Genomic DNA, 9706 nt, shown 5'->3' with positions numbered 1-9706 from the left:
GCTGATCCGCATGGACTCATCATCGGGGAAGTCGACCTTCAGCCGGTTCGCGATCTGCTCCGGACTCCACGCCATGACCCATTGGCGGTCGCCGCGGTGCGGCTTGTTCCTGCCCTTCCACCGCGGGCCCTCGGGCCCCAGTACCGTTCCGTCCGAGCGGCTGACCTGGCCGGAAAGCCTTTCCTGCACGTAGTCCCGCAGCCGGTCGTTCGCGGCCAGCTTCGCTGTCTTCGGGCGCCGGGCCACGAGGTCGGCCTTCCACTGTGCGACCGAAGCCCGGTAGTCCAGTCGGCCGCCACGGGTCGCGGCATTGCTCCGCAGTTCCCGGGATACCGTCGATGGATCGCGGCCGAGGCGTCGCCGCAGCGAGGCCGGGGCGCGCTCGGCCAGGACCTCGGCGATCCACAGCGCGCCGTCGGCGCTGATATGGGTCAGCCGCCCGGCGCGTTCGGCGCCGAGGGCGTCGAAGAATGCGTGCAGCACGCTCTTGCCGTGGCCGTCGGCCATCCACACCACCTTCCCGCTGTCGTGACAGACGACCACAGTCATGTACTTCTGCCCTTTGCGGTGGCTGATCTCGTCGATCCCGATGCGTCGCAGCCCGTTCAGCCGGTCGGTGTGCCGGTCGCGGTCGGCGACGAACCGCTCGACGATGTTGCCGACCGTGCGCCAGGAGGTACGCATCAGCAGGGCCGTCGCGGTCTTGGAGCATTCGGCGGCCATCCAGGCGGTCTGCTGGTCGAAGGCATGGGTGTGCCCGGCGCCGTGGCGGGCCCAGGGCACAGCGGCGGCTGTTACCCCGTGCTCGCGGCAGGCCACCCGCGGCGCCTCGGCCTCCAGGAACACCACGGTGAGGGGCCCCCGAGGCCCTCGGACGGCCGCAGGTCGACGATCCGGCGTCCGGCCCGCCGACCCGTGTTTCACCTGCCCGTCGGCGTGGCGGTCGGGGACTGCACCCCTCGTCCTCGGGTGCGGTACGGGGCCAGAAACGCCGTGAGCGCCGCCAGCAACTGTGCCGGAGCCTCCTCGGCGACCCAGTGGCCGGAGCCGGGGATGACCTCGGGCTGGACGTCGTGTGCGACGAGCTTCATCGTGCTGCCCACGTTCTCGCCGAGGCTCTTCGCTCCGCCGATCGCTAGGACGGGCATGCTCAGCAGGTGCTTCCTGCGTTGCTCGTCCTGCGCGATGGTGGTGTCGAGCGCGCGGTACCAGCCGAAGCTGCCGCGGAGCGCGTTGCGTTGGGAGGAGAGCATCCGGACGTAGTAGCTGACGGCGTAGTCGGGAAGCCTGCGTGCGGCCTTCGTGGCGAACTGCCAGCCGAAGTAGATGTTTTCGCGTCCCTTGACGAGTTCTTCGTTCACTTCCGTGAGCCGGTTGAAGGGGATGTGCCACAACCGGTCGTTGACCTGCGCGGTGGCCACCATGGGCGGTGAGGGGGTCACGGCCGGGAGGAAGGCCTCGGCGACGGCCAGGCGCTCGACCCGGTCGGGGTGGTCCGCGGCCAGTGCGTAGCCGATCGGCATGCCGGTGTCGTGGCCGACCACGGCGAACCGCTGGTGGCCGAACGCGTCCATCAGCGCCACCAGGTCGCCTGCGAGGGTACGGGTGTCGTAGCCGTCCTCGGGCTTGTCGGACAGCCCGATACCGCGCTGGTCGACGGCGAGGACCGTGAAGTTCCTGGCCAGGGCCGGCATCACCAGGCGCCAGGCGTACCAGGTCTCGGGCCAGCCGTGCACCAGGAGCAGTGGCGGCCCGTTCCCCCCGACGACCACGTGCTGGCGCAGTCCGCCCGCCTGGACGAACCGGCTGGTGAACGTCCCGGTGAACCCCGACGGGAGATGGGGTGCCTGATGGACGGTGCCGAGGCCTTCCGGTGTCGGGGCGGGCGTGTCTTGGGGGCTCGGGGACCCGCCGCCCGGGGTCGCGGCACCGGGCGGCGTGAGACCTCCCAGGCCGAGGCCCAGCGCACCGGTGCCGGCCGTGCGCAGCACGTCGCGGCGGGGCATCCGGGCGTCGAATCCGCCGGTGGGGTTGTCGTTCGCAGGATCCTGAGGCATCAGACTTCCCTTTCGCACCGGACGGGCGCCGGCTCGGTGAGGCGTCGGGGCCGGTCACCTCGTCCGAGGCCGCGCCCGCCCGGCGCATGGGCCCGAGGACTGCCCGCACGGGATGCGCCCACAGGCCCGGAGGGCGGATGCGCACCCGGGCACGTCCAAGCCCAGGCTGCGGTGCGCCCCGGGCTCCCGCAAACGGAGCCTGGGGCGGGACGGCCCTGTCTTCCGCGGATCTCCTGCAGCCCTTTCGTCACCCTTTCGCGGCGCGGACGACCGCGCCGGCAGGCAGCAACTGGGCGGTCACGCGATGCCGCCGGCCCGTACCCGAGATTCTTCCGGCTCCCCTGTTTGACATCCAGGATGTCGAGAGTAATCCTGAATCTGGATGTTGCTCATCATCTAGTTTTGGGAGGAACCATGTCTGAGACCTACGACCCCCGCCACACCGCGGTTCTGCTGGTCGACCCCTTCAACGACTTCCTCTCCGAGGGCGGCAAGGTCTGGCCGCACCTGGAACCCGTGGCGACCGAGGTCGATCTGCTGGATCACCTGCGCTCCGTGGTCGGCACGGCCCGTGAGAACGACGTGCGCGTGATGTTCGTGCCGCACCGTCGCTGGGAGGAGGGCGACTACGACAACTGGGACTTCCCGAGCCCCTCGCAGCGCAAGATCCAGAAGATGCACCACTTCGCCAGGGGCTCCTGGGGCGGGTCGTTCCACGACGACTTCCAGCCGCAGCCCGGCGAGGTGGTCGTCCACGAGCACTGGGGGTCGAGCGGGTTCGCCAACACCGACCTGGACTTCCAGCTCAAGCAGCACGGCATCACCCACGTGGTGATCGTGGGCCTGCTCGCCAACACCTGCATCGAGGCCACCGCGCGTTTCGCCCAGGAGCTCGGCTACCACGTGACGCTGGTCCGTGACGCCACCGCGGCCCTCCGCCCCGACATGATGCACGCCGCTCACGAACTGAACGGCCCCACCTTCGCCCACGCCATCGTCACGACGGACGAAGTCACCACCGCGTTCAAGGGAGCGCAGTCATGACACTGACCGGAGAACTGCTGATCGGAGCGGCCGATGTGGCCGCCACCGCGGGCACGATGAAGGCACTCGACCCCGCCACCGGCGAGGTCATCGAGCCGGCGTTCGCGTTCGGGGGCGCGGCCGAGGTCGACCGCGCCCTGCGCCTGGCCGACGAGGCGTTCGACAGCTACAGCCACACCGAACTGGCCGAGCGCGCCGCGTTCCTCGATCTCGTCGCGGACAAGCTCGAGGCGGTCAAGGACGAACTGGCCGAACGCACGTCGCTGGAGACGGGACTGCCCGCCGCCCAGCTCGAGGGAGAGATCCTGCGCTCGGCCGCCACCTTCCGCACGTTCGCCGGCGTCGTACGTCAGGGCCGGTTCCTCCAGGCGGCCATCGATCCCGCCCAGCCGCACCGGCAGCCCGCACCGCGCATGGATCACCGGCTGCAGAAGGTGGCCCTGGGACCCGTGGTGATCTTCGGCGCCAGCAACTTCCCGGTCTCCTACTCGGTCGCGGGCGGCGACACCGTCTCGGCCCTGGCCGCCGGCTGCCCCGTCGTACTCAAGGCGCACAACGCCCACCCCGGCGCCTCCGAGATCGAGGGCCGCGCCATCCGGGAGGCCGTCGCCGAAGCGGGACTGCACGAAGGCGTCTTCTCGCTGATCCGGGGCGACGGGATCGGCGAGACGCTGGTGGACCACCCCCAGGTCCGGGCGGTCACCTTCACCGGGTCCGAGGGCGGCGGCATGGCCCTGTACCGACGGGCCCAGCAGCGCCCCGACCCCATCCCGGTGTTCACCGAGATGACCAGCGTCAACCCGGTCTTCGTCCTGCCCGGCGCGCTGGCGGCGCGCGGAGCGGAGATCGGCGCAGGCCTCGCGCAGCGCGCGCAGTACAACGTCGGACAGGCCTGCCTGAAGCCGGCCGTCCTCCTCGCCGTCGACGGGCCCGGCTTCGACGAACTGCGCAACGCGGCACGAGCCGAGGTGGCGAAGACCGCCGCACGGACCATGCTCACGCCCGGCATCCACGACGCCTACACGGGCAACGTGCGGCGGATGCAGGACAGCGGCGCCACCCGGATCGGCGCCGGAGCGGCTCCGACCGCCGCATGGGAGGCCCAGTCCCTGGTGTACGAGGCGACCGGCGAGCAACTGCTGGCCGAACCGGCCATGCGTGAAGAGGTGTTCGGCCCCTTCATCCTGCTGGTACGGCTGACCGGACCGGACCAACTCCGTGAGGCGGCACGCGCCTTCAGGGGCCAGCTGTCGGCCGGCGTCCACGCCGAGGCGAGCGACCGCGCCACCGCCGCAGAACTCCTGCCGATCCTGGAGCGTCGCACCGGCCGCATCGTGATCAACAACTTCTCGATGCCGCAGGAGGTTTCCTACGCGTCCGTCCACACGGGCCCGTTCCCGGCCACGTCGGACTCCCGCTTCACCTCCGTCGGAATGACCGCGATCGAGCGGTTCCTGCGCCCGGTCACGTACCAGAACTTCCCCGACGAACTGCTGCCCGAGTCACTGCGCGAGGCCAATCCACTGCACCTGTGGCGCCTCGTCGACGGCGAACTCACCCGCGACTGAGCCCCGGGTCCTCGTCGCGCAGGGGCCCCACGTCACACCTGGGCCCCTGCTCCCTTCCCCCCTCTTCCCCACTCTCCGCCCCCGTAGGAAGCCGCTGTGAGTGCACAGTCCACCGTCCCGGGCGTGAAGCGCGGCACCATCCCCGTCTTCTCCACCGCCACCGCGATTGCCGTCGCCAACATCTACTTCACCCAGCCGCTTCTCGAGCAGATCGCACGAGACCTGCGCATCTCCTCCTCGGCCGCCGGCATCATCGCGACCGCCGGCCAGATCGGCTACGCGCTGGGCATCGTCGCGATCGTCCCCCTCGCCGACCGCGTCCGGCTGCGCCGCCTGACCACGATCCTGCTCGCCGTGACCGCGCTGGCCCTGCTCGCCGGAGCGCTGGCGCCCTCGATCGCGCTGCTGGGCCTTGCGACCTTCGTCCTGTCGACCACCACGGTGGTCCCGCAGGTCATCATGCCGACCATCGCCTCGATGTCCGCCCAGGGCCGGACCGGCCGGGCCCTGGGCGCCGTCGGCACCGGACTGACGCTGGGGGCACTGCTCTCCCGCACCATCTCCGGGGCTCTGTCGGAGGTGACCGGGACGTGGCGCGTCGACTACCTCGCCGCCGCCCTGGCCACAGGCTGCCTGCTGCTCGTCCTGCCCCGCTACATGCCCGAGCGCAGCCCGGCCGCCGGTGCGACAACGACCGGCTACCTGAAGCTGCTCGCCTCCATCCCGCCGCTCGTCGTCCGCTATCCCACGCTGCGGCTGTCCGCTCTGCTGGGCTCGGCGAGCTTCGCGGCCTTCTCGTCGTTCTGGGCCACGCTCGCCTTCCACCTGTCCGACAAGCCCCTTCAGCTCGGACCGGCCGCGGCAGGACTGTTCGGCCTCGGCAGCGTGCCCGGCGCTCTGGCGGCCCGCTACTCCGGCCGGCTCTGCGACCGTTACGGCCCCGACACCGTCAACGCGATCGCGCTGGCCTGCGCAGGCACCGCCTTCGTGGTCTTTCTGCTCGGCGGCGAGTCCCTGGCGGCCCTCATGATCGGCTGCAATCTGCTGGGCTACGGCACCACGAGCGCCCAGATAGCCAACCAGACCCGTGTGTTCACCGGACCCGCCGCCATCCGCGCCCGCCTGAACACGGTCTACATCTTCTTCCTGTTCGCCGGCGGGGCGATCGGTTCGGCCGTCGGCATCTCCGTGTTCGAGGCCCATGGCTGGACGGCGATGGTCTACATCGGAATGACCTACCTCGCCGTCGGGGCTCTGCTCCTGACGGGCCACGCCCATGCCAAGCGCCGCACGCCGACGGTGCCTTCCGCCGAGCCGGAGGGGAACCCCGCGCGCCCCGCGCTGGCCGCCTGCGAACGCCGGTAGGTGCACGAGCACGCGCAACGGGTGGGGCCCAGCGGACCGGGAACCAGCCGCTCGGCCCCACCGTGCGCAGGTGTCCGTGCCGCTCACATGCTAAAACCACGCGGCGGAGCGGGCCTGTGCGCCGCGGTGCCGGTCGTGGTACGGGGCCAGGAAGGTGGTCAGCGTAGCGAGTATCTCCTCGGGCCCCTCCTCGGCGACCCGGTGGCCGCAGTTCGCGATGACGACGCTCTGCACGTCGTGCGCGGCGCGGCTCAGCGTGACCCCGGCGCCGTCCTTGATGCTCTCCTCTCCGCCGATCGCCAGGACGGGAAGGGTCAGCAGGCCGGCCTTGTGGCGTGCGGCGTTCGCGCGGTCGTGGTGTCCGGGGCGCGGTAGGAGAGGGAGGGTTCGCGGTGCCGGCCGATGACCGGAACGCCGAGGCCAGGATCCGGCGACGGACCACCGGCCGGCCAACTTCGACACGGGGGAACAGGCATGCTCGGCCGACGAAAGAGGCAGGGCGCACCTTTCGGCCGCGGCAGAGCCCAGGGCTCCCGTGAGCGCCGCGGCCGACAGGCGCGGCCGGGCAGCCGCGCCGGGTGAGATCAGGCGGCAGGGACAGGGGCAGGGGCCGGTGCCGCCTGCCGCTTGAGCTGGTCGGCGACGGTGGTGAGGAGTTCGTCCGAGAGGCCGGAGTCGGCAACCGCCCGGGACATGAGGGTGGCGCCGACCAAGGCGCTGAGGGTGAGCATGGCCTCGGACCGGGCCTCCTCGGAGTCCTCACCGAGACCGGCGATCAGGTCCAGATAGGAGCGGACCTGCTTCTCGTAGGCCTCCTTGAACCCCTCGTCCCCGCGTCCGGCCGCAGCGCCGAGCGTGACCAGGGCGCAGCCGGTGGCCGGTGCGTCGCGGTGCCGTTTGCCCAGGTAGGCGTCGATGAGACCGGTGCGCGGTTCCTTCTCGTTCTTGCGGGCAGCCCTCTCCATCTTCGCGGTGCCCTCGGCCAGGGCCTCGGTCACGGCCTGGCTGATCAGGTCCTCGCGCGAGGAGAAGTGCTTGTAGAAGCCGCCGTGCGTCAGACCCGCCTCTTTCATCAGTTCGGCGATGCCGGGGCGGCTGACGCCCTCCGCGCGGATCTTGCGGGCCGCCATCCGCAGCACCCGCTCACGGGACGCCGCCTTCTCCGCCTGTGAGTGTCCCATGCCGGGCCTCCCTCCGAGGAGCGGCCGCCGCCGCCCAGAAGCTAGATGAAATTCATCATACACCCAAGGCGAAAATAGGCTCTGAACTGCTCATTCTTGCTTTTCGAGATGACGGAATACTTCCTGAATCTGGATGTTTTACACCACGTAGATCGGGGGGAGCCCTCGTCGGTGCCCACCGGATCCCTGCTCACGACGCCGCTGCCGGGGTACCGGCGCACCAGCAAACAACAGAAAAGGTCGCAGTACTCGACGACTGCGACACCACCACGGCCGGTGTGCGGCGCACGCGACGGCCGTGCCCCTGGCAGACCTCAGCGCAGGGAAACCGGAGCCCCTGGCAGACCTCAGCACAGCAAAGACGGAGAGGACGATCGACGGACAGCCCTACGAGAGCAATATTCGCGGCGGCCCAGACGGCCTTCCGGACAGCGGGTGCGGCGATAGCCCTGCTCGACGCGGAGGGAACGGTGGCCGGCTGGACGCAGGCCGCCCAGCGGCTCGTCGGCTACTGCGCCGCCGATGCCGTCGGCCGGTGGCCCACAGCGTTCGCAGTTCGTCGCTCAACGAGGGCCACCTCCACTCATGCGGCGAGGAGTGGGCGTTGCCCCTCTCGGTCGAGTGCGGCCCGGGAAGATGGCGCTGGCCTTGGCGCTGCTTTTGCTCAACGTCTCAGCACAGCACCGCCGTTGCTGTTGAGGAACTGGCCCGTGATGTAGCCGGCCTCAGCAGAGGCGAGGAAGCCGACGGCTCCCGCGATGTCCTGCGGCTCCCCCACCCTGCCGACCAGAGTCTGGAACCGAAGCCTGGTGAGCTCCTTCTCGTCGGTCGGCGCGCCGAAGAACTCGGTGCCCGTGACGAAGCCGGGCAGCACGACATCGGCTGTCGCACCCTGCGGTGCCAACTGCCGTGCTGGCGTGTGATTCCACGTCATCGGAGCCGCCTTGGCCGCTCCGTAGACCCCGTTTTCCCGGAGAGCGGAGACCGAACCAATGGTGACGACCCGGCCACCGGGCTGGGCCAGGCGCGGCAGCATCGCCTCGGTGAGCAGAACGACTGGCAGGACATTGCCGTCGAAGACCCGCCGCCACTGCTCGGCGACCCCTTTGAGACCCTCCTCCCGCATGGAGCCACCGCGCCCGCCCGCGTTGTTCACCAGCACATCGACGTGTTCCGGAAGGCCGTCCAGTACCCGCTCGATGTCCTGCGGTACGGACAGACCGACCGGGACGACCTGCACGGGGTGAAGGCCCTGGATCTCACGGGCCGCATCGCACAGGACCCCGGCCCGCCGCCCCGGAACGGTGGCCCTGCCACCCTGCCGGGCGAACCGCTCGGCCACAGCCCGTCCGATACCGCCCCCCACCGCTGACGACTACCGGCTGGTTGCACTACTCCACATCGCTCACAGCCAGAAGTTCCATCACCGCACCGGACGATTCCAGTAGGGGCGCGGCGAAGGAGCGCCGAGGGCCGACTCGGTAGGAGGCGAAGTCCTCGGTGTAGGCGGCGTCCATGATCGCCTCGATGTGCTGAATGGCCGGCGGCCGGCGTGGGCGGGGTTGCCAACGACGTGGTCGACGCCCCGCATCTGCTCGGGGTGGCTTTCCATCCAGCCGACGAGGAGCCGGCCGAAGATCATTGCCCAGCCGCTCTTCCCCTCGCACTTCAGCTTGTGGATCTTGTCGTGCAAGGCTCCAGAGCGCACGGCCACCGCATCCACGCGGGAGAACCCCCGCTGCGCCTTTGGGAGCGCGCACAGCCGGTTGCCGCACTGCCTGCCGGGCGCGACGGCCTGGGAACAGACCGGGCAATGGGGGTCGGCGACGGGCTGGAGGGTGCGTCCGGCGCAGTCGGAGCACAGGCGCGCGGTGCTGGTGAGGACGTCCCCATGAGTCTGCCCGTCGATGTGCCCGGAAATATGGCGTTGGGCCTGTTGTCCCGCTTTCGGGTCGAGTTCCACGAGTGCCTCTACGCCCGCATGGATGCGCTCTTCGAGCTCACCGTGGATCCGCCCAGCGCAAAAAGAGCCGCAGGGTCAGCCTTGTGAAGGAGTTCGTCCGAGGCGTCCATCCGTGGCTCCTCGGCACATACCGAAACAGCCTCCTCGCACTGGATCGACCGCGTCACTCAGCGTATCGAGCGAGCTCCCGACCGTCTCGACCGCGACTTCGTCGCCGCCGCCCCCCAACCGCTGCTGGGTGGCGGACTTCACCCACGTGAAGACCTGGTCGGCGACCGTCTACGTCGCGTTCGTCGTCGACACCTTCTCCCGCCGGATCGTCGGCTGGTCGGCGGCCACCGTCAAGGAGACTGTCTTCGTCCTGGACGCCCTGGAGATGGCGATCTGGCAACGCGACCGCGACCAACAACCCATTCAGCCTGGCGAGTTGATCCATCACTCGGATGCCGGGTCGCAGTACACGTCGTTCACGCTCGCCGAGCATCTGGACGCCGCCGGCATAGCCGCGTCCATCGGCTCGGTCGGCGA

The 9706-nt window shown here is 70.2% G+C and carries 10 protein-coding genes and 2 pseudogenes; 5 read left to right on the top strand and 7 right to left on the bottom strand.

The genetic code is table 11. The annotated features are described in order from the left end of the window. From ACFYX0_RS45545 to ACFYX0_RS45535, 3 genes and pseudogenes are all read right to left on the bottom strand, one after another. Window positions 1–408: pseudogene (locus tag ACFYX0_RS45545) on the bottom strand (IS30 family transposase); the annotation flags it as partial. Then, window positions 382–783 (bottom strand): annotated as a pseudogene (locus ACFYX0_RS45540) (helix-turn-helix domain-containing protein); the annotation flags it as partial. The pseudogenes ACFYX0_RS45545 and ACFYX0_RS45540, both read right to left, overlap by 27 nt. Before the next feature lie 137 nt (window positions 784–920). Beyond that, window positions 921–2057: an alpha/beta fold hydrolase gene (locus tag ACFYX0_RS45535; RefSeq protein WP_388981118.1), complete on the bottom strand. Its 1137-nt coding sequence runs from the start codon at window positions 2055–2057 to the stop codon at window positions 921–923. A 414-nt stretch (window positions 2058–2471) separates the two neighbouring features. Between ACFYX0_RS45535 and ACFYX0_RS45530 the strand changes: the two genes are divergently transcribed. The 3 genes from ACFYX0_RS45530 (at window position 2472) to ACFYX0_RS45520 (ending at window position 6034) form a co-directional block, all read left to right on the top strand. After that, window positions 2472–3101, top strand: coding sequence for an isochorismatase family cysteine hydrolase (locus ACFYX0_RS45530; protein WP_388981115.1), 630 nt, complete (start codon window positions 2472–2474; stop codon window positions 3099–3101). Next, entirely contained in the window at window positions 3098–4669 is a 1572-nt protein-coding gene (locus ACFYX0_RS45525) for an aldehyde dehydrogenase (NADP(+)) (RefSeq protein WP_388981112.1), read from the top strand. Before ACFYX0_RS45530 ends, ACFYX0_RS45525 begins: the two co-directional genes overlap by 4 nt. A 96-nt stretch (window positions 4670–4765) precedes the next feature. Continuing rightward, window positions 4766–6034 (top strand): MFS transporter, encoded by a 1269-nt coding sequence (locus tag ACFYX0_RS45520; RefSeq protein WP_388981109.1) that lies wholly within the window; start codon window positions 4766–4768, stop codon window positions 6032–6034. Window positions 6035–6124: 90 nt separating this feature from the next. On the opposite strand, the gene ACFYX0_RS45515 is transcribed toward ACFYX0_RS45520, so the two are convergent. The 4 genes from ACFYX0_RS45515 to ACFYX0_RS45500 form a co-directional block, all read right to left on the bottom strand. Beyond that, window positions 6125–6496: an alpha/beta fold hydrolase gene (locus tag ACFYX0_RS45515; RefSeq protein ID WP_388981106.1), complete on the bottom strand. Its 372-nt coding sequence runs from the start codon at window positions 6494–6496 to the stop codon at window positions 6125–6127. A gap of 122 nt (window positions 6497–6618) precedes the next feature. Further along, window positions 6619–7215 carry a TetR/AcrR family transcriptional regulator gene (locus ACFYX0_RS45510; protein ID WP_388981103.1) on the bottom strand — a complete coding sequence of 199 codons (597 nt, stop codon included), beginning with the start codon at window positions 7213–7215 and terminating at the stop codon, window positions 6619–6621. A 664-nt stretch (window positions 7216–7879) separates the two neighbouring features. Continuing rightward, window positions 7880–8557: an SDR family NAD(P)-dependent oxidoreductase gene (locus tag ACFYX0_RS45505; RefSeq protein ID WP_388981101.1), complete on the bottom strand. Its 678-nt coding sequence runs from the start codon at window positions 8555–8557 to the stop codon at window positions 7880–7882. 49 nt (window positions 8558–8606) lie between these two features. Then, window positions 8607–8732 carry a hypothetical protein gene (locus ACFYX0_RS45500; RefSeq protein WP_388981098.1) on the bottom strand — a complete coding sequence of 42 codons (126 nt, stop codon included), beginning with the start codon at window positions 8730–8732 and terminating at the stop codon, window positions 8607–8609. Window positions 8733–9106: 374 nt separating this feature from the next. Between ACFYX0_RS45500 and ACFYX0_RS45495 the strand changes: the two genes are divergently transcribed. Both ACFYX0_RS45495 and ACFYX0_RS45490 read left to right on the top strand, forming a co-directional pair. Continuing rightward, window positions 9107–9265 (top strand): hypothetical protein, encoded by a 159-nt coding sequence (locus tag ACFYX0_RS45495; protein WP_388981095.1) that lies wholly within the window; start codon window positions 9107–9109, stop codon window positions 9263–9265. 151 nt (window positions 9266–9416) lie between these two features. After that, window positions 9417–9706 (top strand): DDE-type integrase/transposase/recombinase (locus ACFYX0_RS45490; RefSeq protein ID WP_388981092.1); only part of this gene is annotated, 290 nt, incomplete at its 3' end.

The organism is Streptomyces sp. NPDC002573 (assembly GCF_042889625.1).
Taxonomy (GTDB): domain Bacteria; phylum Actinomycetota; class Actinomycetes; order Streptomycetales; family Streptomycetaceae; genus Streptomyces; species Streptomyces gibsoniae.
This window is presented reverse-complemented; position numbering and strand designations above follow the sequence as displayed.